Raw genomic sequence first — 24,289 nt, 5'->3', positions numbered from 1 at the left:
TCAACGTACTCCCGCCATGAACATCTCGCGTGCTCTTCCGATCGAGTTGAGAGTGCGGGCTTCCTCCCGCTGCGCTCTGGGCACGGTCATGGTTTGCAGGGCGGCGCGCTGCCGGTTGAGCGCCAGGTGCGCGGTTTCTTCCTGGAACCGTTTCATCCCGTTGAGCGCGAGTGGGCCTCGGGACTTGGCCCAGGCACGGGCCTTCCGCCTGCCCTCGAGGCTTCCCATCATGTCCACCTCGTGCACTGCCAGCCAGCCCGCCCGCTGGTACTCCCCCAGGCGTTCTTGGATAATCATTTCTTCTTCCTTCCGGAACCAGAGAACCAATATCAGGGCAGCTATGTAGGACGGTATTTGCACCGCGAAGTAGTTGAAGCCCATGGAGCCCTCGCCGGTCAGGACCACGTTGACGTCGGTGATGGTCGCCCACCCGTTGTGCATGAAGTGGATGGAGGCGCCGATAAGGAAACCGGGAACGAGTAGCGGCAACGCCATCCATCTCGACTTCGCGTAGACCGCGAAGCCAAGGAACATTCCGATGCAGGCGGTGCACAGCGGGTGCAGGAGCGGGGAGGAGAAGCGCAGCAGAGCGATCTCGCTCAGGTCGTCGTAGAACCGAGTGAAGTAGAGAATGTTCTCGGTGAAGGCAAAACCCAGTCCCGACATGGCGCCGTAGCAAATGCCATCAATGGGGCCGTTGAAGTTCTTCTTAAAGAACACGAAGAGCAGGACGACGCCGAGCCCCTTGGCGGCTTCCTCAACGATCGGAGCCGAGACGATCGCCGACCAGATCTCGCCCTTGATCGGGCTACCTGACGACCGCCACATGGCCTCACCCCACGCGGTGTTGAGCCATGCGGAAATTGCGACCGCCACGCCGCCGCCCCAGAGGAACATTGCCACCATGAGCCATTTCGGCTCCGGCTCCCAGGAGTCGATCCACCACACCAGCGCGCTGACGACAACGACCGGAATGAGAGCGACAATCCCCGCGGATATCGCACCGGCGTTTCCAGCGCTCTCCGTGAGCATGGGCAGAACCATGATGAAGCCCAGGACGCCGAGGAAGGCAAGTGCGGCTACCATGACGTAGAAAACGGGCGAATGCCGGGGCGGCAGCTTCCACGGCATATAGGTGGGAACCTGTTGCGGGTTCTGGGACGGGACCCAGGGCCGCTCGTGCGATCGAGAGTAGGGCTGACCCTGTGGCGGATAGTACCGCTGCTGATTGGGAGCCTGCTGATATCGCTGGTTAGGCGGATACTGCTGGTAGGGCTGCGACATGCCTCAAGAGTAACCAAAACGGACGCCTCCGTACGCAACCGACAGGGGAAGTCTTCCCCTGGGCAACACTCACCAGATCACTCCGACACGACCAACGTGGAAATTGTTGCAGCGTACTGCCCCAGGACCGGGAATAAGCCTGACCGCCCGCCTAACGTTAACGAGGACCACGTCAGCTTCTGCAACCCTTAAGCTGATTCGCTGAACGTCAACGAGCCAACGGTGAGGGATGGGGTGAAACTGGGATCCTAAACGTCGTCCATGTCGACCGGCATGGGCATGGGTGCCCCGCCAGCGCTACGAGTGACGCGGACGAAAGCGTTGGAGCGCAGGCGGCGCGCCTGGTCAACGAAGGCGTTGTGGAATCTTCTGGCAAGGCGGACATTCTCGCGGGCCTCGGTGAGCTCATCGAGGAGTCTCTTCTGTTCCTCGGTCAGTTCACCCTCTTCCAGGCCGTCGAGGACAAGCCGGAGCGTGCGGGAAAGATTCGATTCTGTCGTGAGACGATCCTCATCTGCTTGCCGGGTGGGACGGCGGTGTCCGGGACCATCTTCCAAACCATCGTCCGAGAGCGGCACGTGGGCCTGGGAGATCGACTGCTGCGAGGCGTCCGCCAGCAGGATCGCTCCCGCAACGTCGAGCGCACCTGACGATGAGAAGTCGGAGGCTGCCGCTGCGCGGTGCGTGAGTGCCTCGTTGAGGGTGAGACGGGACTGGATGACGGTGCGGTGCAGGCGGTCGAGTCGGCGGGCGTTAATGATCCAGATAAGGCCGAGGATCACGAGGATCACGGCGACGAGGACGATGAAGAAAACGGGCCAGTTCACTTGCCCCACCCCGCTACTCTCTTGCCGGCGGTGTTCACCGCGATGGAATAGACGGAAAGAATCTGAGAGGCAACGGTCGACCAGTCGTATCGCCACGCGGCTTGCTTGGCAGACTCGATCGTGGCTGCCCGCCTTTCGGGCTCGCCCAGGGCCTTGATGATGACGCGGGCCAGGTCCTCGGGATGTTCGCTACGGAAATGGTCTCCATAGGTGCCGTGGTCGAGGACCGCCTGGAAGGCAGGGATATCGGAGGAGACAACGAAGGAACCGGAACTCATTGCCTCGATGAGAACGATTCCGAACGATTCACCTCCGGTCTGGGGTGCCACATAGATGTCGACAGACGATAGCAGGGCCGCCTTGTCTTCCTCGGAGACAGACCCAAGGAAGGTGACCGCTACAGCGTTGTCACCCAGGATTTCGAGCGCCTTCGAATTGTCGCCGCGTCCGGCCACGAAGAACCGGGCCTTCGGATAGGCCGCGAGAACCTCGGCAACGGCGCCTGAAAGGATTGGCAGTCCCTTGCGTGGCTCGTCGATCCTGCCCAGGAAACCAATCGTCGGGCTGTCCGGGGTTCCCGTGAAGCGGGGATCCTTACCGGACACCGTGAAGTTTTTGACGCTGACGCCGTTCGGAATCACGTACGCATCGCCACCCAGGTGCTCGACGGCCGTCCTGCGTGCCTCTTCCGAGACGGCGATCCGGGCCCGGGTCTTCTCCAGTACCGGAACGAGGAGCGGGGAAGCGATCGACAGGAACTTCGAGCGGTCCATCGCCGTATGGGATGTAGAAACAACGGGACATTCCGCGCTCATAAGAGCCAACATCGCCAGCGAGGGAACAAAGGGCTCATGTACGTGCAGCACATCGAACTGATTGGTCTGCAGCCACTTGCGAACCTGCCAGTTGACGCGGGGGCCGAAGGCGAGGCGTGCAACGGAGCCGTTGTAAGGGATCGGGATCGCGGCGCCCGTGGGCACAACAAAGTCGGGGAGTTCCGTGCCCTCCGTGGCGGGCGCAATGACGGACACGGTATGTCCGCGGCTAATCAGTTCTTCCGCAAGGTCACGGATATGAAACTGGACGCCGCCAGGAACATCCCACGAATATGGGCATGCGATGCCAATCTTCACTCTGTCTCCGCTCGTCGTGCTCTCAATCGTGCCATGTCCAGGTCATCCACGTAGACCTTCTGGAGCATGTGCCAATGCACGTAGTGTTCCTTCATCCAGTCCGAAATGGAGTCCATCCATTCCTGGCACATCCGTGCCACATCTGCTTCCCGCTCTTCGCGGGACGCATCGGGGCCGGCAGTGGGAGCAATCGGAGGGAAAACATCAATGTGGGTAACCCACTTCGTTCCGCCCGGGCGCTTCGCGGCCTTCCGATCTTTGATGTGCCTCATCATGAGGGGCACAAAGGGACGTCCCGTCTTGACCGCCAGCAGGGCGGGCCCGGGAGCCAGCATGAGGTTGTGGCCAAGCAACGTGGTCTCCACGCCGGATGCCGTGAGGTCCCTGTCAGCAAGTAGTGGCAGGAGAACCGGCTCGGATGCTTCCTCCACGAGGCTTTCGAAAACGTTTGTGCCGGGCACGGCAAGATAGATCGTCATGCCTAGCCCCGTGCGGTAGTCGATGAAGCCCTGCGCCATGCGGGGATCCCCGAGGTTCTCCGCGACCGTGACAACGTGAGCGAGGTGCTTTTCCGCCCACGCACCGGCCAGATCCCAGTTACCCGTGTGCATGAGAGCCGCGGGAACCGAGTTGCCGCCCGCGAACTCAGCCCGAAGGTAGCCATCCGGCTCAAGAACGACCCGGTGGTTTAGTTCTTCCCCGGACATTTGGGTGGCGCGGAACATCTCGTAGTAGTAGCGCATATAGTTCCGCATACCTGCGATAGCGGCGCCGGTGAGCTTCAGGCCGGACAGGCCCGGGTCGATTCGCCGATAGTTCTTCTTCAGCTGCTTGACGCCCTTGATGTTTGCGAGCGCTGCGGCTACACCGACAGCATCGAAAAGTCCCCTACCGACTGGCTCGGGTGCCTTTGCGACGAACGCCTCGGCCCTCTTAAAAAGCGAGTACACGTCCATTAGGCGGTCTCCGCCTGCGACTCGCCCGGCTCGGCCTTCGCCTGCTTGTACACCGTTACCATGCGCTGGATAACGGTGAAGAAGGAGGCGGCGACAAGTAGCCAGGTCGCTACCGTGAGCCACCAGTCGCCCCATTCGAGCCCAACAAAGAACACACCGACGAGGATCACGGTCAGCCGGTCAGCACGCTCGGCGAGGCCAATGTTAGCGGTGAAGCCAAGGGACTCAGCTCGCGCCTTCGCGTAGGGAACGACAGCTCCCATGAGAAGGGCAACAACGGCACCAAGCGCCGTCCAGTTGGCTAGCGACTCGTCGGCGTGGAGGATCGACCAGATGGCGACCGCGAGGAAGATCGCACCATCGGCAAACCTGTCCATTGTCGAGTCGAGGAACGCACCCCACTTCGAGGAGGTTCCCGTGAGCCTCGCGATTTGACCGTCAAGATTGTCGAAGATAACAACCGCAAAGATCGTCCACGCCGCCACCGTCAGGTGGTCGGTAGGGATGAGCCAGAGGGCCACCGTGCAAGAGGCGATCGTGCCCGCAATCGTCACGGCATCGGCGCTGATCCCCAGGCGCACGAACAGCCGTGCGACCGGGCCGAACAGCATCTGGAAGAGCGGGCGTCCCGACCTGCTGAGCATCGCTTCTCCTACTGGTTGACGCGTTCGTTGACCTGGCGGACAATCTCCGCCACGGCCTCGTCGATCGGCACCCCGTTGTTCTGGGAACCGTCACGGTAGCGGAACGAAACGGCCCCGCTCTCCGCGTCCTCGCCACCTGCGATGAGGACGAAGGGCACCTTCTCCTTAGCGGCATTGCGGATCTTCTTACCGAACCGATCGTCGCTCCGGTCAATCTCGACGCGGATACCTTCGGCGCGCAGCTTGTCGGCAACGCCTTCAAGGTAGCCTTCGAAGGCCTCAGCAACCGGGATACAGGTGACCTGGACGGGTGCCAGCCAGGCCGGGAAAGCTCCGGCATAGTGCTCAACGAGAACGCCGAAGAAGCGTTCGATTGAGCCGAACAGAGCGCGGTGGATCATGACGGGGCGCTGACGAGAGCCGTCGGGGGCCGTGTATTCAAGCTCGAACAGGTCCGGCTCGAAGAAGTCCAGCTGGATCGTCGACAGCTGCCAGGTGCGCCCGAGAGCGTCCTTTGCCTGGACTGAGATCTTCGGGCCGTAGAAGGCCGCACCGCCCGGGTCGTCAACGAGCTGGAGGCCGGTGTCGTGGGCAACCTCCGCGAGGGTGCGGGTTGCTTCCTCCCAGGTCTGCTCATCACCCACCGACTTCTCGGGATCGCGGGTGGACAGCTCCAGATAGAAGTCGTCCATGCCGTAATCCTTCAGCAGGTCAAGAACGAAGGTGAGCAGGCGGGCCAGCTCCTCCTTCATCTGCTCACGAGTCGTGTAGATATGAGCATCGTCCTGAGTAAAACCGCGAGCGCGGGTCAGGCCGTGGACGACGCCGGACTTTTCGTAGCGGTAGACGGTTCCGAACTCGAAGAGGCGGAGCGGGAGTTCGCGGTAGGAGCGTCCGCGGGAGCGGAAGATCAGGTTGTGCATGGGGCAGTTCATGGGCTTGAGGTAGTAGTCCTGGCCCTGCTTGGTGATGTTGCCGTCCGCGTCTACTTCTTCGTCCATGTGCATCGGGGGGTACATGCCGTCGGCATACCATTCGAGGTGCTTGGAGGTTTCGAAGAGGTTCTTCTTGGTGATGTGCGGGGTGTGGACGAAGGAGTATCCGGCTTCGAGGTGGCGTTTGCGGGAGTAGTCTTCCATGACCATGCGGACCATTTCGCCCTTGGGGTGGAAGACAGGCAGGCCGGAGCCGATTTCGTCGGGGAAGGAGAACAGGTCGAGTTCGGTGCCAAGTTTGCGGTGGTCGCGTTTCTGGGCTTCTTCGATACGCGTCTGATAGGCGACGAGTTCGTCCTTGGTCGGCCATGCGGTGCCGTAGATGCGCTGGAGGCCGTCGTTGTTTTGGTCGCCGCGCCAGTAGGCTGCTGAGGACCTGGTGAGGGCGAAGGCGTTGCCGAGGATCTTGGTGGTGGGCACGTGGGGGCCACGGCAGAGGTCTTTCCAGGCGATGTCGCCGTTGCGGCGGACGTTGTCGTAGATGGTGAGTTCGTCGCCGCCGACCTCGACGGAGGCGCCTTCTGCGGTGTCTTCCGCGTCGGTGCCGCCCTTGATGCCGAGCAGTTCGATTTTGTAGGGCTGGTCTGCGAGTTCTTCGCGGGCTTCGTCTTCGGTGACGACGCGGCGTTTGAAGGACTGGCCTTCCTTGACGATCTGCTTCATGATCTTTTCGATCGCCTTCAGATCTTCGGGGGTGACGGGTTCGATGTTGCCGAAGTCGTAGTAGAAGCCGTCGGTAATGAAGGGGCCAATGCCGAGGTTGACGTCCGGGTTGATCTGCTGGACGGCTTGGGCGAGCACGTGGGTGGCGGAGTGGCGGAGGATGTTGAGCCCGTCCTCTTCAGCGATATCAACGCCTTCGACCGTGGCTCCTTCGGGGAGCGTAGTCAGGTCCGTGTCGAGATCCTTGAGATCTCCGTTGACACGCAGGGCGATGATGTTCCTCTGCTTGCTGAAGTGGGTGAGGCCGGTCGTCGGTTCTGAGATGTCGATCTGCGAGCCGTCGATCACGAGATTGGGCACGGTTCTACTCCATTCGGTTCTGTGCGCACATACGACGGTGCGCACGCAGACATCATACCCATGTGCCCAGGTTTCACTCAGCCGGGGGCGCCGATAGCTCGGTTGTGCACGTGTTCCAGGTAGCGGTGGTCATGGTATCGGTGGTCCTGTCCCCACTCGCTGTTCGAACCGACGTCGATGCCTAACCGCGGCCTAGCCGGGCATGATGTCGCAGGCAGTACTTCGATGACTGGTTGTTGCTATTGAGCGGTCAATTTGGGGCGCCCGTTACGCGGGAGCTTGTTGCTGTCTGTAAGCACAGTCTTGTCCTTACCTAGCCCCCTCAATCTTCCACTCAATGCTGGTGTTTTTGTCGCGGGCTATGGGCTTGTCGCGGATGGACGTTCACCCACTCATCAGACAAGTTTGGGAATTGCTGAGACATGGCTCACGGTTTCTGGCATCCTGGTGCACAACTAGGGAAGGGAAATATATGTCGACTTCATCCGAGCGCTTTATCTTTGAGCCGTCACCCGAGGCCTCTGCTGGTTCGTGGGCAGAGGACTGGCAAGAGATTGAGAAGCGAGCTGCTGCGGATCCTCTGGCCTATTGGGAGGAGCAGGCTTCCGAACTGGAGTGGTCGCAGCCGTGGGAGGCGGTTCTCGACGATTCGAATGCGCCGTTCTACAAGTGGTTTGTTGGTGGCAAGACCAACATTGTGACGAACGCTGTCGACCGTCATATCACCGGGCCGCATAAGAACAAGCTTGCTCTGATCTGGGAGTCTGAGGACGGTAAGGAAGTTCGCACCTTCTCGTACTTCTCTCTCAACCGCGATGTTGAGAAGATGGCGAATATTTTGAAGGCCATGGGTGTACGTAAGGGCGATCGGGTCACGATCTACCTGCCCCGAATTCCCGAAGTGTTCTTCGCGATGTTGGCCTGCGCAAAGCTCGGTGCCGTGCACTCGGTCGTGTTCGCCGGTTTCTCCTCGGATGCTCTGTCCTCCCGCATTGATGACTCCGAATCTAAGCTCGTCATTACGGCCGACGGTTCGTGGATTAACGGGAACGTGTTCCCCCTCAAGGACATTGTCGACGAGGCCGTTAAGTTCTCCCCCACGGTCGAAAACGTCATTGTCGTGAAGCGCACGGGCACCGAGGTGCACATGGATCCGACGAGGGATCACTGGTATCACGATCTGGAGAACCTGCCGATCGCACGCGGGCGATGCGAGACCGTGCAGGTGGATGCTGAAGATCCGCTCTACATTCTTTACACGTCTGGCTCCACGGGTAAGCCCAAGGCTATCCTGCACACGCACGGCGGGTACATGGTCGGCACCTACACGACACTGAAGAACACATTCGATATCCAAGAGGACGACAGGTTCTGGTGCACGGCCGATGCCGGGTGGGTAACCGGGCACTCCTACCTCGTGTACGGCCCATTATTGAATGGCGCCACGACCTTCATGTACGAGGGCGGCCCCACCTTCCCGCACCCGGACCGCTGGTGGAAACTTATCGAGCACTACGGCATCACGACCTTCTATACGGCACCCACCGCCATCCGTTCCCTCATGCGCTTCGGTGACGCTTGGGCAACCCGCCACGACCTGTCATCGCTTCGTCTCATTGGTTCCGTTGGCGAACCCATCAACCCGGCAGCCTGGCACTGGTTCCACAGCGTAGTTGGCGGCGGCAAAGCACCCCTCATGGATACCTGGTGGCAGACAGAAACCGGGATGTTCCAGATCACCGGCGTCCCCTCCATGCCGCAAAAGCCCGGTTCCGCAGGCCGGGCAGTCTTCGGACAGGTTGCTGAGATCCTTGACGAACACGGCAACTCCGTACCGGACGGGCAGGAAGGCTTCCTTACCCTCAAGAATCCCTGGCCCGCCATGGCACGGACCCTGTACAACGACGAGCAGCGCTTCGTCGACACCTACTGGTCCACCTACCCGGGCCGGTACATGACAGGGGACGCTGCCAAACGTGACGAGGACGGATACTTCTGGGTCATTGGCCGCACCGACGACGTCATTAAAGTCTCAGGACACCGTCTCGGCACCGCAGAGGTCGAAGCCGCCATCAACTCCCACTCCGCAGTCTCCGAATCAGCCGCCATCGGCCTCCCCCACGAAGTCAAAGGCAACGCCATCCATTCCTTCGTTGTCCTCAATCAGGGGTATGCGGGAAGCAGGGAACTCACCGAGGAGCTACGAGCACACGTCTCCAGCCACCTCTCCCCCATCGCTAAACCCGATGAAATCGAGTTCGTCAACACGCTCCCCAAGACCCGTTCCGGCAAGATCATGCGGCGTGTCCTTCGAGCACGCGCACTCGGCCAAGACGAAGGCGACCTCTCAACCCTAGAAGAGTAGGTCAGCAGAGCTTCTCTTAGTCGCCAGTCACCTGCCCTAAGAGAAAACAACGGTGCGGTGGAACAGCCTTACGTCACCTGTTCCGCCGCACCGTATGCAGATCCTGCTGTCTACCTATCGGATGCTGGGGCGCACTCTGTTGTCAACCAACCCTGACCGCCCGCAAAGCTTCCGGAAACACTTCAGGGCCCGAGATCTCTCTCGGGCCCTGTCTGGTGGGCGATACTGGGTTCGAACCAGTGACCTCTTCCGTGTCAGGGAAGCGCGCTACCGCTGCGCCAATCGCCCTCGCTTGCGAGGTGGGTACGGGATTCGAACCCGTGTACACGGCTTTGCAGGCCGTTGCCTCGCCTCTCGGCCAACCCACCGTGTGAAACCTTTTCAGGCTTCCCGGAGCGGACGACGGGATTCGAACCCGCGACCCTCACCTTGGCAAGGTGATGCTCTACCAACTGAGCTACGTCCGCGTTACCTTTCCGGCTTCCCGGCGGTGCTCAATAAATATAGCCAGGATCCTGTCCGAATGTCCAACTGGCAAAGTGTAGGAAGCATCACGAAGTTTTCAGCCACTTTACCGAGTGTTTACTTGGCGCGGACAAACTAAGTTCGATAAGGTTCAAATCGCGAACCCGAAGAGGTTCACGGGCGATTAGCTCAGTGGTAGAGCGCCTCGTTCACACCGAGGAGGTCACTGGTTCGAACCCTGTATCGCCCACTCTAGCCCCGACGATGTCGGGGCTTTAGTTTTTGCTATGACGGTAGCGCCAGGACCTGAAACAGGACTTTTGGCCAGTTTTAGCCAGCATTCATAACAAGAATAAGGGCCATACAAAGAAGCGCTAGGGATAGATAATGCTCGACTCTCAGCAGGACCAATATAGAAGCCATGGTTATTCAACGATGAATTTCAAGCCCTCACTGTCCGTCAAAGAAACACTCGATCACCTTTCCGTACGCCTAGAACCGATCATTGCCGCCAAGCTAAAGCCATATCTCGGGGGCCTTCCGTGGACAAAGATCCTTGAGATCCTCGATGGGGAAAAAGGGGAGCGAACGGTCGCACCGATATCGGACAAGTGATCTACAAGCGCAGCTAGAGTTTTGTCGCAACGACTTGGCGACTTGGGGTATCCCTTTGATAATGGCGCACGGTTCGTTAGCTCGACCGCCAATAAGCTAAAGATCTATCGCAACGCTAGCGCACACAATGAGGTTCTTACCGTCCGGGATGCCTACCGTGCCGCCGATGCGTCGGTTGAACTGCTCCTGTACTTCAATGATGACGAGGGCCTAACCGAGTTACGCCGGATTCGGCGCGAAGCTCTTGTCGCGCTCGCCGAGCAAGAGGGTGTTTCCGAGGATTCAGCTGAGAAGGCCGCGGTACTGGAACCAACAACTGACTACGATGACGATCCTTCCGACGGAAACGAAAAGGGCAAGATTGAGCCCGACCCTGAGGTACTCGAGCAAGCACCGGAGGATCCTGATGATCAGATACTCGGGCTCAAGCGACTCCCATACGAGCCCTGGGAAGTTGTTCCAGTAGGAGAAAAGGACGTTCTTTACGATCTTCGCTCAACTGGTTCAAAGGAAAGCGTGCGTCCGGTCGTGAACGAGATCGCCTCGTTCGAAGGTCCAGTGCATGTCGAGCGGCTAGCGCGGCTAACGGCCCGTTCATTCGACCTCAAGAAGCTAAGTAAGAGCCGTGCGAAATCACTTGTTCGGCAGTTCCGTCGCGCAGGTCTGTACATCGACGAAGACAACTTTGTATGGCCGCGCGACCTGGACCCAAACACGTGGTCGGAATTCCGTCCCAACGACAGCACGGTTAGGCGCTTTTTCCTTTACATCAGTCCCATTGAGATTCTCAATGCCGCAAAATTCATTAAAGCCAAACATCCGGAAATGAGCGATCGCGAACTTGAGGCTGCGGTTCTGCGCACGTTTGGTAAGAAGCGTCGAACGAAGGCTGTCCGAGAGCACCTCGTCAAAGTTAAAGAGCTGATGTAGACCCGCCGGGGTTCCCCCGCAATGCCCAGCTAAAGCCCAGAGTTTCTAGGCGCTATAGCTGGGCTGTTTATTCGTCACTTCAAACAGCTGGATTCTCCCCCACGCATCACCGGAAACCACTTCCTCGCCGCAAAGCCCACTCCGGCGAGTTCGTGCTGGACCTCGCGGAATTTGCCGACCGATCACGAAGACGACTCAGCCTGTTGCTGACGCTTTCTCCCGCAACTTTGCGCCAGAAACTTGTTGTTCACGTGCCGGTCATCTCACCCACAAAGCAGCTACTTCCCATTTGTGAATACATGGCTCATACTGATGCTTGTTTCTCCCCCTGTTCCCTACATTTCTTAGGCGGATCTGTGTCTACTTTCCTGACGGTCGCAACCACCGTCTGGGGTCTCGTCATGGCTCTTGCGCCGGTCCTCCAGATCAGGTTGATCCTCCAGACTCGAGATTCCTCGCAGGTGTCGCTCAGCTGGATGTTTATTCTCCTCATTGGCTACATCCTGTGGTTCGCGTACGGGATTGCGTTCGATACGACTCCGCTCATCATTGCGAACTCAGTGTCCGCAATCGTGGGCCTCACCCTCATTGTTCTGGTGTTCAAGTACCGCACGCCCGAGCTCGCGAAGGTTGCTCAAAAAGACGACGGAATGTCGGCCAGCACCTCGGCCCCTGCATCCACGACCCCAAACATCCTCGCCTGATTCACTGTAAGCTGGCACGTCACCTCTTCATGGTGAGCTCGCTGACGGGGCGGTATACGCTCAGCGCGGTCCGCCCCTACACACATCCGCTGGGTACGGAAGCACGACCACGAGCAACCCAGACCGTATCAATCCTGTCAGTAGCCCGGCTCGGTGCTGCATTCTCGTCCCTCCGGTCACGACCAGGAGCCCGCTGATGGGGACACCTGACCGGCTACTTTCGGTGCCGCGTGTTCCACAAGACTCACCGGCCAGATCTCCCTTATTGCAACAGGCTTCACACTCCTCGCTACGGTGCGCTGTAGTCCTTGTTGCCATAGCGCTCCACATGTCCGGTCATGGTCCAGCGGTGCGCGGGGCTCCGTGCGTGGCTCACACATGGGTCAAGTTCTACGCCAACAACACAACCTGTCTGCACCGGGGCCAAGTTCATGACATTCTAGGAACATGGAACTTTGGCCTGGTAAACCGTACCCGCTTGGTGCTACTTTTGATGGCGCGGGAACGAACTTCGCTATCTACTCATCTATTGCTGAGCGGGTAGAACTCTGCTTACTTGACGACGACAAGAATGAAGAGCGCTACGAGCTCACCGAGGTGGATGCCTTCGTCTGGCACTGCTACATCCCCGGTGTACGACCCGGACAGCTCTATGGATATCGCGTGCACGGACCCTACGATCCCGACAACGGTCACCGCTGCGATCCCACGAAGCTTCTTCTCGACCCATACGCGAAGGCGATCGACGGGCACGTCGAAAACACCTCCGCAATCTTCTCCTACGATTTCAACAACCCAAAGAAGCGGAACAAAGAAGATTCCCTCGGCCACACGATGGTCTCCGTTGTCATCAACCCGTTCTTTGACTGGGGTCACGACAGGCCGCCCGGACACGAGTACCACGACTCGATTATCTACGAGGCGCACGTCAAGGGAATGACAATGCAGCACCCAGACATCCCGGATGAGATGAGAGGAACCTACCAGGGGCTGGCGCATCCCGCGATCATCGAGCACCTGACAGAACTGGGCGTGACCGCGATTGAGCTGATGCCGGTGCACCAGTTCGTGAACGACACCCATCTCCAAGAGCGCGGACTGTCGAACTACTGGGGCTACAACACGATTGGTTACTTCGCGCCCGAGAACACCTACTCGTCAGCCGGCACTCGCGGCGAACAGGTAGACGAGTTCCGTGCCATGGTGAAGGCTTTCCACGAAGCAGACATCGAGGTCATCCTCGACGTGGTCTACAACCACACGGCAGAGGGCAACCACATGGGCCCCACCCTGTCCTTCCGCGGCCTCGATAACGCCTCCTACTACCGGCTCGTTCCCGGCGATGAAGAGCACTACTTCGACACGACCGGGACAGGCAACTCCCTCAACATGTCCTCCCCGCACTCCCTGCAACTCATCATGGATTCGCTCCGCTACTGGGTGACGGAAATGCATGTGGACGGGTTCCGCTTCGACCTGGCCTCCACGCTCGCCCGTGAACTGCATGCGGTCGATAGGCTTTCAGCCTTTTTCGACATTATTCAGCAGGACCCGGTGATCTCACAGGTCAAGCTGATCGCCGAGCCCTGGGACATTGGGGAAGGCGGATACAACGTCGGCGGGTTCCCACCCCTATGGACCGAATGGAACGGACAGTACCGTGACACGGTTCGCGACTTCTGGCGGGGTGAACCCTCGGTTCTTTCGGAGCTGGCTTCCCGCCTGACGGGCTCCTCCGATCTTTACGAGCACTCGGGCCGCCGCCCCATGGCCTCCATTAACTTCGTGACCGCACATGACGGGTTCACGATGAGGGACCTGGTCTCCTACAACGAGAAACACAACGAGGCCAACGGCGAGGGCGGTAACGACGGCGAATCCCACAACCGTTCCTGGAACTGTGGGACCGAGGGACCCACTGATGATCCCAAGATCCAGCAGCTTCGGCTCCGCCAGATCCGCAACTTCATCACGACGCTCCTGATCTCCCAGGGCGTTCCCATGATCTCTCACGGTGACGAACTGGGACGTACCCAGAAGGGCAACAACAACACGTACTGCCAGGACAACGAACTGGCCTGGGTTGACTGGGATCTCAGCGAAAACCAGGAAGACCTGCTCGAGTTCACGAAGAAAATGATCGAGTTCCGCGCCGACCACCCGGTGCTTCGTCGTCGCAGGTTCTTCTCGGGCGGTTCCGAGCATGGCGGCGAGTCCCATCTGGGCGAGATCGAGTGGCTCGTGCCAAGCGGTGGCCGCATGCAGGACGAAGACTGGAACACCTGGTTCGCGAAGTCCGTCATGATCTACCTCAACGGTGCCGCGATCCCCGAACCCAACCACCGCGGTCAAAAGATCGAAGATGACGACCTGCTCCTCCTGATCTCGGCCGATGCGAGCGAAATCGATTTCACGCTGCCCGGCGCCAACTACGGCATGACCTGGCACGAAGCTATCAACACCGCAGACCCCGGTGCCGATCCTCACGTGTTCGAAGCCGGTGAGACCGTCACCGTTGAGGGCCGCTCGATCATCATTCTGGTACGCACCCAGGAGGAGCGCGAGGAAGAGATCTCCGCACGTACCGCGGCCTCCGCAGAGGAGATCGCTGAGACAGAAGCCGACTCGGCAAATGGAACCGAGAATAAGGCCAAGAGCGCCGCTGATTCAGAGCAGGCTGATACTGACAAAGACGATGACGACACTGTTACCGCCGCGGAACGCGGTGCAGGCAGCGAGGCGGAGCCCCTTGCTGACGGCAACCTCGAGGATGCACCGGTAACCAACACCCCGCCCGCCAAGGCAAAAGCTACGACGGAGGACAAGTAATGAGCGAGAAGCCCAGCCAAACATACGCCCCAAGCCATACTCATACGCCCGGTGAAGGACGCCGGGCACCGGTATCAACCTACCGCCTTCAACTGGGCCCCGATCTGACGTTCTCTCAGGCACGTGAGCTCCTCCCCTATCTGTCTGATCTGGGGATCACGGACGTTTACTGTTCGCCTATCCTTCAGGCGGCGCCGGGCTCCACGCACGGTTATGACGTCACGGACCATTCGACGATCTCGCAACCGATGGGTGGAGAAGCCGCATTCCGGAAGTTCACGGATAAGGCGCACGAGCTCGGCATGGGAATCATCGTCGACGTGGTCCCGAACCACATGGCGGTGCCAACCCCTCTATATCTGAACAAGGCGCTCTGGTCCGTACTTAAGTACGGACCGAACTCTGAATACCACGACTGGTTCGACATCGAACTCGAAGAGGACGGCGAGGGCCTGCTCATGCCGATGCTGGGCTCCCGCATCGGTGCTGTTCTCGCCAACGGCGAGCTCAATCTCGAAACCATGGTTGTTCCGGGCCTCGAGGACGAAGGCGAACAGCACGTCCTCACCTACTACGATCATGTTTTCCCGGTTCGGGATCAGACCGAATCGCTTCCCCTAGCTGAGCTTGTCGACCGACAGTTCTACCGGCTGGCCTACTGGAAGGTCGCAAACGAGGAACTGAACTACCGGCGGTTCTTCGACGTCGACACGCTCGCCGCTGTCCGCGTTGAGGACAAGTCGGTCTTCGACGCCACCCACGAACTGCTCCTTCATCTTTTTGACGAAGGGCACATTGATGGCTTCCGAATCGACCACCCGGACGGCCTAGCCGATCCGCGCGGCTACTTCCGTCAGCTTTCCGAAGCCACCGGCGGAGCCTGGGTCGCTGCCGAGAAGATCCTTGACGGCGACGAGGAGCTTCCCGATGACTGGCCAATTGCGGGCACGACGGGCTACGACACCGCCTGGCGCATCCAGGCCCTCCAAACCGACCCCGCCGGGCTCGTCAATCTCGGTTCGGTTCTCACCGACATCACCGGTGACTCCCCGGGAGACCTGCCGGACATCATCATGGAGGGTAAGGAGGAGATCATTCGTGACTCGCTCTTCACCGAGGTCGACCGTCTCGCACACATCTTGTCCGAGCTCTGCCAGGAAGACGTCAGGCTCCGCGACCACACGTTCCGGGCCCTGCGCGATTCCGTCGTCGCTCTTCTGTTGGAGATGGACAGGTACCGAGCTTACGTCGTTCCCGGTGAACGGCCCTCGCAGGTCGCAGAGAAAGCGCTGCGGGACGCTGCCGAGCGTGCCAAGAAACGCCTAGCCGAGGATCGGCACGAAACCCTCGAGATCGTTGTTGAGCTCCTCCTCGGAGCCGAGATCGGTTCCGCTGGCCGCACCCATGAGGCGCAGCGCGCCGAGCTCATCATCCGGTTCCAGCAGACGTGTGGCCCGGTCATGGCAAAGGGCATGGAGGACACCGCCTGGTACCGGTGGACCCTCCTCACCTCGAGCTGCGAGGTCGGCTCCTACGCTGTCATGCCGACCTACTCGGCCGACCAGTTCCATGCCTGGGTTCAGAAGATCCTGCCGTCGTGGCCGATGACGATGACGGCGGGAACAACGCACGACACGAAGCGCGGCGAGGATGTGCGTGCACGGATCTCGGTTCTCTCCCAGTATTCGACAGAATGGTCGCACCTCCTCGAGGATCTGCGTGCGCACGCGAAGAAACAGCGTCCTGCGAACCTTGACGGTCGTACTGAGAATCTCCTCTGGCAGACCATCTTTGGCACCTGGACTGCGGACGGACCGATCGAGCACGAGCGGCTCGTCCAGTACCTGGAGAAGGCCTCCCGCGAGCAGAAGACCTGGACAACGTGGACAGAGCCCGACGAGGATGCCGAGAAGGCACTATTCCTCTACGCCCGCTACCTCATCACCGATCCGTACACCACGGAGAAGCTCACAGAGTTCGTGGAACTCACTGCCCCCGCAGTCCGGTCCGCTCTGCTTGCCGCCAAGACGATCCAGCTGACCGTCCTGGGCGTTGCCGACAACTATCAGGGCGAAGAGGTACTCCAGAACTCGCTCGTTGACCCTGACAACCGCAGGCCCGTCGACTACAGGTACATCGTTCCCCTCCTGGCCGAGCTCGACGAGCAAGACAGGCCGAGCCACTCCACGCTCGACAAGGAAAAGCTCTGGGTCGTATCCCGAATCCTTCGCCTGCGGAAGGAGATCCCGGGTGCATTTATCGGCGCAGGCTCCGGCTATGCACCCCTTCCCGTTACGACGGGACATGCCTTCGCCTACATTCGTACCGAACAGGACGAACCAAAGGTCGCCGTCATTACCGAACGGCACTATTCGGGCGTTGCCGCGACCGGCGGCTACGGCGAACACACGGTCGTGATTCCCGAGGGGACGTGGACCGATGTGCTGACCGGCACGGTCTACGAAGGCGGAGCTGTTCTTCTCCTCGACATGCTGTCCTCCTTCCCCGTTGCCGTTCTTCGAAAGGAAAACGACTAACCATGTGGGCACCCAAGGCGACAACACTCGACCTGCTCCTCGGCACCAAGGACTGGAAGCCGGGCGACGACCTGGAGAGAATCCCGCTCACCGGCTCCGACGGTATCTGGGAGCTACCCGAGATCGAGCACGGCACGTCCTATGGTTTCTCAATCGACGGTGGGCCGCTACGTCCCGATCCGCGTAGCGCAGAGCAGCCGTGGGGCGTTCACGGCCCCTCCCGTGCCTTCGACACCGAAACACTGAACTGGACCGATGACCTCTATGAGGGAGTCGACGCCCGCGGTGCCGTGGTTTACGAGATGCACGTGGGGACATTCACCGAAGACGGCACCTTCGCCTCCGCAATCCCCGCACTAGATCATCTTGTCGAACTCGGTGTTGACATGGTGGAACTCATGCCCGTTGCGCCCTTCCCTGGGTCTCGGGGCTGGGGCTACGACGGGGTCTCGTGGACTGCCGTGCACGAAGCCTACGGAGGCCCCAAAGGTCTCGCAGAGTTCGTCAATGCCTGCCACACCAGGGGACTCGGCGTCTGCCTTGACGTTGTGTACAACCACCTCGGCCCCGATGGTAACTACCTGGCAGAGTTCGGCCCCTACTTCACCGGCAAGCACGAAACACCGTGGGGAACTGCCCTCAACTTTGACGATGAAGGTAACGAAGGCGTACGCGAGCACCTGCTGTACTCCGCACTTCGCTGGTTCTCCGACTTCCACATCGATGCTCTTCGTCTCGATGCGATCCACGCGATGATCGACGACTCTCACGTCCACATCCTCGCCGAGCTAGCCGACGCAACAAAGTCGCTCTCCGGCGAGGTCGGACGGCCGCTCCGCCTTATCGCCGAGTCCGACCTGAACGATCCCCTGGTCGTCACCCCGACAGACCTGGGTGGCTGGGGTATGGACATGCAGTGGGCGGACGACGTTCACCACGCCATCCACGCCTTCTTCACCGGTGAGGGACACGGCTACTATGTCGACTTTGACGATCCGGAGGCACTCGCCAAGGTTTTCAGCGGAGTCTTCTACCACGACGGCATTACCTCCACCTTCCGTGGGAAGGAATGGGGAGCTCCCGTCCCGAACGATATCAACGGTCACACCTTCGTCGTTTACGACCAGGACCACGACCAGGTGGGCAACAGAGCCATCGGCGACAGGCCCTCGGAGCATCTGAGCGAAACCGAGGCCCTCGCCTCCACCTGCCTGGTTCTGCTCTCCCCCTTCACCCCCATGCTCTTCCAGGGCCAAGAGTGGAACACAAAGAACCGTTTCGCGTTCTTCACGGACCACAACGATGAACTTGGCCCGCTCGTTTCGGAAGGCAGGGTCAAAGAGTTCTCCTCCCACGGCTGGGAAGCAATCTACGGTGAAACGATCGAGGTCCCCGATCCGCAGGACCCTCAGACCTTCACGTCTTCGAAGCTTGACTGGTCCGAAGTCGAAGAGAACCGCGAGTTCCTTGACTTCATTAAGCAGGCCATCTCGATTCGAAAGTCCGTCCCCGACTTCGCATCCCCCGAGAGGTCGACAACTCGTCTTGAGAAGATTTCCGATCGTCAGCTCATCCTCCACCGAAACGCCGCACGCCTGGTCATCAACCTCGCGGACGAGTCGCTACCCGTTCCGTCCGGTAACGTGCTGGCCACCTGGGGCACGGTCCACGAGGGTAACGAGATCACCCTCGAACCCGATTCCATTGCGATCCTCGATTAATCCCCAAGACATGATTAAGAAACAAAGCAGCTAGGAGTGGTGCCCCGTTCACTTGCGAGCGGGGCACTGCCGTACGTACCACCCGGGCCTCCTCCCGCCACTCGGTGGCGGAGACTTAACGTTCAGTATGTGCGTTGATAACCAAGATTCTCCCCACCGTGCAGGCTAATAGCGCATAATCGAAACATGGAAAACAGCCAGTACAACTCGTACGACAACAACGATCGCTCAATGGGCTCCGATGACACGCGGACGTGGGCGATTCTTGCTCACCTGTCAGCGCCCGCCTCCATGATCTTCTCCGCCGGCTGGCTCGGGTTCCTCGGACCGTTTATCATCTGGCTTGTCTTCAAGGATCGAAGCACGCTCGTCCGAGCAGCATCAGCCCGTTCGTTCAACTACTCGGTGGCCCTGCTTGTCCTGTCGATTGTGGCATGGATTTGCTTCTTCACGCTCATTCTTATCCCCGTTGCGATCGTCCTCTGGGTCGTCGCCTTTATCCTCGTCCTCTGGCATCCGATTAAGGCCGCGTTCGCAGCCAGCCGCGGAGAGATCTACAAGTACCCGTTCCAGATCGGCATCCTCCGCTGATCCGCAGGCCCACCTTGGCCAATAAAGCTATCTGATCGTCCCTCACAGCATCACTGTGGGGGACGATCCTTCGTTTCACAAAAAGATTTCCCTCGTCAGGGCGTTAGCAAGGGTACGACTGGCCCTCAGAGATGCGAGACTTCAGCAACTGATCTCGTCCCGGTTATCCATACGGTCACCGGCCTGATCTGCTGAGCTTCGCACCGCAGTCAGTCCGGGGTTACCTCCACCCGGTAGCGGGTGAACGCAGGGACGAGTAGCGCACAGAGAAGCATGAGAAGCACAACAAGGATTCCGCCACCACCCGTGGCAACCGCCGTCCCGACATAGACGGCCGCGGCACCGTGGGCAATATCGGCGATTCGAGGGCCGCCGGAAACAACAACAAAGAAGACACCCTGGAGGCGTGCCCTCACGTTGTCGCTGGCCGCGGTCAGCAGCATGGTTTGGCGGAAGGCAGCCGACGCCATGTCAGCTGCTCCACCCAAGACGAGGAAGAAGGCGCCGATCCACAGCCATTGGTCGGGAGCTCCCGTCGCAAAGTAGACGGCTATGCCAAAGCCTGTCATTGACAGGCCCCACGCAACGATCGCGAGGATCACGGCGAGGCCTTGACGCTGTATGCGGGAGACCCAACCGGAGAACACGCCGCCCAGGGCCGCTCCAAAAGGTATGGCGGCGTAAAGAATGCCGAAGGCCAGCCCACCATCCATTTCTGACCCGAAGGATTCGTGGGCGATCTGTGGGAAAAGTGCCCGCGGGAGCCCAAAGATCATGGCGACCAGATCCACGAGGAAGCTGGCGAGCAGAATCTTGTGGCCAGCCAGGTAAACAAGTCCTTCCACAATCGAGCGCCACCCGACGACCTTGCCCTTCTCGACACCTTCCGGCTCCAGCGACGGTAGACCAATGACCGCTAGCAGGGTTGGGAGAAGGAAGAAAACATCAGCGAAGTACAGCCACTGGAAGCCGAGCACGGGGATCAGCGCGCCGCCGACGAGCGGACCTGCGATGCCGCCGGCGGATACCACTGTCATATTCAAGGCGTTGGCGGCCGGCAGCTGATTGTTTGGCAGGAGTTCGGGCAGGATCGCTATGCGTGCCGGCTGATTGGCTGCGAAGAAGGCCTGCTGCGCGGAGAATGTTAAGAGAACGATCCAGACATTCGTGTTGCCCATGGCCGTCCATACAAAGAACAGGCCCGAGGTCACGATAATGCCGATCACGGTGCCAATGAGGAGCTTTCGTCGGTCGAACGCATCGGCAAGGGCACCGCCCCACAGTCCAAAGATCAGGAGCGGCACAAGGCCGAACACGCCTGACAGTCCAACGTACGCGGAACTTCCCGTCATGGAATACAGCTGGGCGGGGACCGCCACCAGTGTCATCTGGGCACCGATAACGGTGATGATGTTCGCTGACCACAGTCTGCGGAAGTGCGGATTACGCAGTGGGCGAGTATCCGCAAGGAGACTCCGTAAAGCCATTGTCCTGCCGCAGCCTCCGTTTCATTTCGGGAACCGGTAGCCCGGTCATGTGACGTTATACCACGCGGCTCGTCAGACCGGCGTTCTGTCCCAACGTGTGCGACAGCATCTATTCGGGGAGAGATAAATGACCGAGGTGTGTCGGCACGTGCTCCGGCGTACCGAGAATGCACGTGACTCAGAGCGTGCTACGAGTCTTCTTAGGCCTTCTCGGAGTCCGCGTGGTCCTTTGGCTGACGAAGCTCCTTCAGCTTCTGCACGGCCATGCGCTTACCCTTGAGAGCGGCGGTGAGCGAGGCGTACCAGAGCCGGTTCAGCGGCAGGTCCCAGGCACCGGGCACTTCGGTGATCTCCTCGGAGAACTTTGTCTTAAAGCCTCGGACACCAGCTAGTTGGGGTGCACGCTCGGAGTCAATACCCATGAGGTCGAAAGTTCTGACTCCGGATTCGCGAAGAGTTTCGGTCATGAACCAGACGAGGAGGTCGGGTGCTCCCTCCTTGCGCCCGGCCGCATTCGACGCCGCATAGTAGTAGGTGGCAAGGGGGCCGTTGACAGTCACGATCCCCCAACACAGCACACTGTTCTCTTGGCGGACCGTGAAGAGCCGGGCATGCTCTGGGCCAAGCGAGGACAGCATGGTCGTGTACGACGACTTGGGGGCAATACCGAAGCCGTCTCGATCGCCTGTTTCTTTCAGAAGCTCATAGAGTTCGTCGAAGATCTCGAGGGCGCGTCCGGTTTCTTCCTGCGGAACAAGGGATTCGTTCCTGAGGGACTTCCGGACATCGCGACGCCCGCGCTTCTTCATGCTTGCCATGAGAGCGTCGGAATCCATTGTCAGGTCAAGAATGACGGTTCTGTCAAAGGGAATCGACTGAAGCAGCTCATGGAGGCGGGAAGACGTGTGGTGGGCATGAAGCCGCACAAAGGCGAAAGACTTGTTGGGCTTGAGGATCTTTTTGAGATCCTTGTGGAAATACTCTTCCTCACGAGCGCTCGGTGCCCCAGTCCATACCGGACCTTCCTTGGCCCACAGATATTTAAATCCGCGGCCCGTCAGGGCGGTCAAAGACAGGAAGGCCCGGTCCTCGCCGTCGACCTGCCACACATAGCGACCGAAGGGGCTCCTACCGTCGACCGCTTCGTCATAGCGATCCCACGCTTGTGACTGCTCGAGTGGCAGATCAACGCGTGCCGCGGCCGCACGGGCCGTGAACTCTGTCGGATGAAGCGGGATGATACGGGAGAAGGGCATATTTCCTCGAAACGTGTGGATCTCGTCAGGGACAGTCTACCGGCGCGCCTGGCATGCCGGTAACGGTGGAATAGCTAGTGTAATTGTGTGCCAGACGTACCGCCGCTATTCCTCGCGAGCCTGGACTCCCTGCGCGATCATACGTTCCGTCGCGAGTTCCGCCTCCAAGAGATTCCCGCGCCCAAGAAGATCGCTCCCTGGGCCGCGGCCCTCGCCGCGGAAGTCAACACAAGTGGCGATGCTCTCGATCCCGATGGTTACCGCGCCGAAGCCCGGTTTGTCCTCCTCCACGATCCTGCCGGCCAGCCCGCGTGGGATTCCACATTCCGAATCGTGTGCCACGTGTCAGCACCCGTCGAAGCTGAGCTTGGCGATGACCCGCTACTCGGTGAGGTTGCCTGGTCCTGGCTCACCGAGGCCCTCGAAGCACACGGTGCTCCGTACCATTCGCTTAACGGCACAGTGACACGACAAATCGATGAATCGTTCCGTGGTCTACACTTGGACGGTACCCGCGTCACGGTCGAGGTCAGGGCCTCCTGGTCCCCCGCGTCCGAGAACGTCGCGGATCATCTCGATGCCTGGGCCGAATTCGCCTGCACCGCAGGCGGCCTCGACCCTGATACTCCGTCAATTACCCCACTGGATCGCTTGTGAAGCTTGATGAACCGCGCGGTGGAATCCCACCGCTCATTTCCACGCCCGAGGGCATGGCCACAGCCATTGCCGCCCTGAAGAAGGGCACCGGCCCGTTCGCGGTCGACACCGAAAGGGCTCAGGGGATCCGATATTCGGGCCGCGCCTACCTTATTCAGATTAAGCGCGAAGGCTCCGGGATCTTCCTCATTGACCCGCCGCCACTGTCGGACATGATGCCACAGCTCGCTGAAGTCCTTGCCGAAGACGAGTGGATTCTGCACGCTGCCGATCAGGACCTGCCGTCCCTAACCGGCGAGGGACTGCAGGCACCATCCCTGTGGGACACGGAGGTGGCCGCGCTCCTCCTTGGCGATGAGAGGGTTTCCCTTCAGGCCGTGATCTCTAACGACCAGGACATTCAGTTAGCCAAGGAGCACTCCAACTCCGACTGGTCGGCCCGTCCCCTGGCCCCGGCCCTCCTGTCCTACGCGGCACTGGACGTCGAGCTCCTCATCGAGGAACGCAAGATTCAGATGGAGCGTCTGGAGGAGATCGGCCGCATGGAGTGGATGGTTCAAGAGTGCAATCATCTGCTGACCGCTCCCCCAAAGAAGATCAATCCTGAGCCCTGGCGCAAGATCGCCTCATCTCAGCGGATCAGGGACCCGCGCGGCCTCTCCATCCTTCGTGAACTCTGGTGGGAACGCGACGAGATTGCAAAGGCACGCGACGTGGGCCCGGAGAAGGTCCTACCGGCACGAGCCCTTGGTGCACTTGCGGCATCCATGCCCAAGAGCGTCGAGGAAGTGCGTTCTTCTTCGGCGGTCCGTTCCAGGTCCCGCCAGGTTCTCATTGAGCGCTGGTGGGAAGCTATTGAGCGGGGCTGGGAAAGCAAGGATCTTCCCGGCCGCCACGCGGCCACGAAGGACGGCCTGCCGGACGTGCGTAACTGGAAGAACCAGAACCCCGAGGCTGCGCGCCGCTGGGACATTGTTCGCCCCACCGTTCTCGCACGCGCTGAGGAAATCGGTATCCGCCAGGAAGTCCTGCTCAAGCCCGCTATCCAGCGTGACCTGGCGTGGACAGGGTGGAACACCGTGGATCAGATGGTCGAGGTCCTCTACCGATCGGGAGCTCGACCCTGGCAGATAGAAGAGGTCGCAATCAGGCTTCCTCGAAGTGGTGAAGACGAATAGTTCACTAACACTGAGCTCAACGAACACTGCTGAATTAACTCTCGTCAGCAAGTAGCTGGCGGGTAGCGGGTTGAGACTGTCATGACAGGGTT

The 24,289-nt window shown here is 60.0% G+C and carries 18 protein-coding genes and 4 tRNA genes; 11 read left to right on the top strand and 11 right to left on the bottom strand.

The genetic code is table 11. From position 1 onward, the window contains the following. The 6 genes from EJ997_RS02995 to thrS form a co-directional block, all read right to left on the bottom strand. On the bottom strand, positions 1-1,284 hold the full coding sequence (locus EJ997_RS02995) for a PrsW family intramembrane metalloprotease (RefSeq protein WP_126703266.1): 1,284 nt from the start codon (positions 1,282-1,284) through the stop codon (positions 1-3). A 248-nt stretch (positions 1,285-1,532) separates the two neighbouring features. Continuing rightward, positions 1,533-2,111: a hypothetical protein gene (locus tag EJ997_RS02990; RefSeq protein WP_126703265.1), complete on the bottom strand. Its 579-nt coding sequence runs from the start codon at positions 2,109-2,111 to the stop codon at positions 1,533-1,535. Beyond that, positions 2,108-3,244, bottom strand: a complete 1,137-nt coding sequence (locus tag EJ997_RS02985) for a glycosyltransferase family 4 protein (RefSeq protein ID WP_126703264.1) — start codon at positions 3,242-3,244, stop codon at positions 2,108-2,110. The genes EJ997_RS02990 and EJ997_RS02985 overlap by 4 nt, the downstream gene beginning before the upstream one ends. Further along, positions 3,241-4,200 carry a phosphatidylinositol mannoside acyltransferase gene (locus EJ997_RS02980; protein WP_164719746.1) on the bottom strand — a complete coding sequence of 320 codons (960 nt, stop codon included), beginning with the start codon at positions 4,198-4,200 and terminating at the stop codon, positions 3,241-3,243. Before EJ997_RS02980 ends, EJ997_RS02985 begins: the two co-directional genes overlap by 4 nt. After that, complete coding sequence (pgsA, locus tag EJ997_RS02975) at positions 4,200-4,844, bottom strand: phosphatidylinositol phosphate synthase (protein ID WP_126703262.1); 645 nt, start codon at positions 4,842-4,844, stop codon at positions 4,200-4,202. The genes EJ997_RS02980 and pgsA overlap by 1 nt, the downstream gene beginning before the upstream one ends. A gap of 8 nt (positions 4,845-4,852) precedes the next feature. Next, entirely contained in the window at positions 4,853-6,862 is a 2,010-nt protein-coding gene (gene thrS / locus EJ997_RS02970; RefSeq protein WP_126703261.1) for a threonine--tRNA ligase, read from the bottom strand. Positions 6,863-7,334: 472 nt separating this feature from the next. Between thrS and acs the strand changes: the two genes are divergently transcribed. After that, on the top strand, positions 7,335-9,227 hold the full coding sequence (acs, locus tag EJ997_RS02965) for an acetate--CoA ligase (protein WP_126703260.1): 1,893 nt from the start codon (positions 7,335-7,337) through the stop codon (positions 9,225-9,227). A 213-nt stretch (positions 9,228-9,440) separates the two neighbouring features. Here acs and EJ997_RS02960 read toward each other — a convergent pair. From EJ997_RS02960 to EJ997_RS02950, 3 genes are all read right to left on the bottom strand, one after another. After that, positions 9,441-9,515 (bottom strand) — tRNA-Val (locus tag EJ997_RS02960). 9 nt (positions 9,516-9,524) lie between these two features. Further along, positions 9,525-9,595: transfer RNA gene (locus EJ997_RS02955), tRNA-Cys, on the bottom strand. Positions 9,596-9,621: 26 nt separating this feature from the next. Then, a tRNA-Gly gene (locus EJ997_RS02950) sits at positions 9,622-9,694 on the bottom strand. Between the two features lie 176 nt (positions 9,695-9,870). Here EJ997_RS02950 and EJ997_RS02945 point away from each other — a divergent pair. From EJ997_RS02945 to EJ997_RS02910, 8 genes are all read left to right on the top strand, one after another. After that, positions 9,871-9,942, top strand: a tRNA-Val gene (locus tag EJ997_RS02945). Between the two features lie 185 nt (positions 9,943-10,127). Next, positions 10,128-10,307: a hypothetical protein gene (locus EJ997_RS02940; protein ID WP_126703259.1), complete on the top strand. Its 180-nt coding sequence runs from the start codon at positions 10,128-10,130 to the stop codon at positions 10,305-10,307. 21 nt (positions 10,308-10,328) lie between these two features. Next, entirely contained in the window at positions 10,329-11,237 is a 909-nt protein-coding gene (locus EJ997_RS02935) for a hypothetical protein (protein WP_206501774.1), read from the top strand. A 356-nt stretch (positions 11,238-11,593) separates the two neighbouring features. Next, complete coding sequence (locus tag EJ997_RS02930) at positions 11,594-11,941, top strand: SemiSWEET family sugar transporter (protein WP_164719744.1); 348 nt, start codon at positions 11,594-11,596, stop codon at positions 11,939-11,941. A gap of 447 nt (positions 11,942-12,388) precedes the next feature. Continuing rightward, entirely contained in the window at positions 12,389-14,770 is a 2,382-nt protein-coding gene (gene glgX / locus EJ997_RS02925) for a glycogen debranching protein GlgX (protein ID WP_126703257.1), read from the top strand. After that, positions 14,770-17,307, top strand: a complete 2,538-nt coding sequence (treY, locus tag EJ997_RS02920) for a malto-oligosyltrehalose synthase (RefSeq protein ID WP_126703256.1) — start codon at positions 14,770-14,772, stop codon at positions 17,305-17,307. The genes glgX and treY overlap by 1 nt, the downstream gene beginning before the upstream one ends. Before the next feature lie 2 nt (positions 17,308-17,309). Then, positions 17,310-19,028: a malto-oligosyltrehalose trehalohydrolase gene (gene treZ, locus EJ997_RS02915; RefSeq protein WP_126703255.1), complete on the top strand. Its 1,719-nt coding sequence runs from the start codon at positions 17,310-17,312 to the stop codon at positions 19,026-19,028. A gap of 186 nt (positions 19,029-19,214) precedes the next feature. Further along, a complete protein-coding gene (locus EJ997_RS02910) occupies positions 19,215-19,619 on the top strand; it encodes a DUF4870 domain-containing protein (RefSeq protein WP_206501772.1) in 405 nt (134 codons plus the stop codon). Positions 19,620-19,828: 209 nt separating this feature from the next. Here EJ997_RS02910 and EJ997_RS02905 read toward each other — a convergent pair whose 3' ends face one another. Further along, a complete protein-coding gene (locus EJ997_RS02905; RefSeq protein WP_126703254.1) occupies positions 19,829-21,106 on the bottom strand; it encodes an MFS transporter in 1,278 nt (425 codons plus the stop codon). Positions 21,107-21,306: 200 nt separating this feature from the next. Continuing rightward, positions 21,307-22,362, bottom strand: coding sequence for a lipid II:glycine glycyltransferase FemX (locus tag EJ997_RS02900; protein WP_126703253.1), 1,056 nt, complete (start codon positions 22,360-22,362; stop codon positions 21,307-21,309). 87 nt (positions 22,363-22,449) lie between these two features. On the opposite strand from EJ997_RS02900, the gene EJ997_RS02895 reads away from it, so the two are divergent. Then, positions 22,450-23,019 carry a DUF3000 domain-containing protein gene (locus EJ997_RS02895; protein WP_126703252.1) on the top strand — a complete coding sequence of 190 codons (570 nt, stop codon included), beginning with the start codon at positions 22,450-22,452 and terminating at the stop codon, positions 23,017-23,019. After that, a complete protein-coding gene (locus EJ997_RS02890) occupies positions 23,016-24,197 on the top strand; it encodes an HRDC domain-containing protein (protein ID WP_228201562.1) in 1,182 nt (393 codons plus the stop codon). The genes EJ997_RS02895 and EJ997_RS02890 overlap by 4 nt, the downstream gene beginning before the upstream one ends. The last annotated feature ends 92 nt before the right edge of the window (positions 24,198-24,289 follow it).

It is taken from the genome of Flaviflexus ciconiae, assembly GCF_003971195.1.
Taxonomy (GTDB): domain Bacteria; phylum Actinomycetota; class Actinomycetes; order Actinomycetales; family Actinomycetaceae; genus Flaviflexus; species Flaviflexus ciconiae.
This window is presented reverse-complemented; position numbering and strand designations above follow the sequence as displayed.

Bases quoted from the DNA above. Each gene is read 5' to 3' on its own strand.
- EJ997_RS02995 (WP_126703266.1), bottom strand. From the start codon at position 1,284: ATGTCGCAGCCCTACCAGCAGTATCCGCCTAACCAGCGATATCAGCAG.
- EJ997_RS02980 (WP_164719746.1), bottom strand. From the start codon at position 4,200: ATGGACGTGTACTCGCTTTTTAAGAGGGCCGAGGCGTTCGTCGCAAAG.
- pgsA (WP_126703262.1), bottom strand. From the start codon at position 4,844: ATGCTCAGCAGGTCGGGACGCCCGCTCTTCCAGATGCTGTTCGGCCCG.
- acs (WP_126703260.1), top strand. From the start codon at position 7,335: ATGTCGACTTCATCCGAGCGCTTTATCTTTGAGCCGTCACCCGAGGCC.
- EJ997_RS02940 (WP_126703259.1), top strand. From the start codon at position 10,128: ATGAATTTCAAGCCCTCACTGTCCGTCAAAGAAACACTCGATCACCTT.
- glgX (WP_126703257.1), top strand. From the start codon at position 12,389: ATGGAACTTTGGCCTGGTAAACCGTACCCGCTTGGTGCTACTTTTGAT.
- treY (WP_126703256.1), top strand. From the start codon at position 14,770: ATGAGCGAGAAGCCCAGCCAAACATACGCCCCAAGCCATACTCATACG.
- treZ (WP_126703255.1), top strand. From the start codon at position 17,310: ATGTGGGCACCCAAGGCGACAACACTCGACCTGCTCCTCGGCACCAAG.
- EJ997_RS02910 (WP_206501772.1), top strand. From the start codon at position 19,215: ATGGAAAACAGCCAGTACAACTCGTACGACAACAACGATCGCTCAATG.
- EJ997_RS02905 (WP_126703254.1), bottom strand. From the start codon at position 21,106: ATGGCTTTACGGAGTCTCCTTGCGGATACTCGCCCACTGCGTAATCCG.
- EJ997_RS02900 (WP_126703253.1), bottom strand. From the start codon at position 22,362: ATGCCCTTCTCCCGTATCATCCCGCTTCATCCGACAGAGTTCACGGCC.